This window comes from Pseudomonas sp. SIMBA_041 (genome assembly GCF_046535095.1).
GTDB classification, from domain to species: Bacteria; Pseudomonadota; Gammaproteobacteria; order Pseudomonadales; family Pseudomonadaceae; genus Aquipseudomonas; species Aquipseudomonas mucoides.
In genome coordinates this window covers 1-236 of record NZ_JAWRXJ010000942.1, presented here as the reverse complement: position 1 = coordinate 236, position 236 = coordinate 1, and the positions used below count along the sequence as shown (strand labels likewise).

Sequence of the window (236 nt, the reverse complement as noted above, 5' to 3'; positions counted from 1 at the left end):
ACAGGTGATTTACCATTGCCCTGCTCATCAGCACCTGTCGCTGCATTTAGGCAAGCGGTCTGCGTTGGCATACAGGATTCGTTAGGACGGATGTTCGACGTCAGACCCATGTCTTCGTTAAAGGCACTTTGGTTCTGAGTAATAAGTTTGGTTTGACCCGCTTTCCAGCCAAATCGTCCAAGCGCACGCTTGCCCGTTTGTGGATCCATGACCCAGTTAAATTTACCACTGATATC

Annotated in this window: 1 protein-coding gene; it reads right to left on the bottom strand. The window is 49.2% G+C overall.

Going from position 1 to position 236, the window contains the following annotated elements; translation table 11 throughout:
- Window positions 1-236, bottom strand: a 236-nt coding sequence (locus tag SB725_RS33915; RefSeq protein WP_410923787.1) for a di-heme oxidoredictase family protein, incomplete at both ends; no start/stop codon positions are given.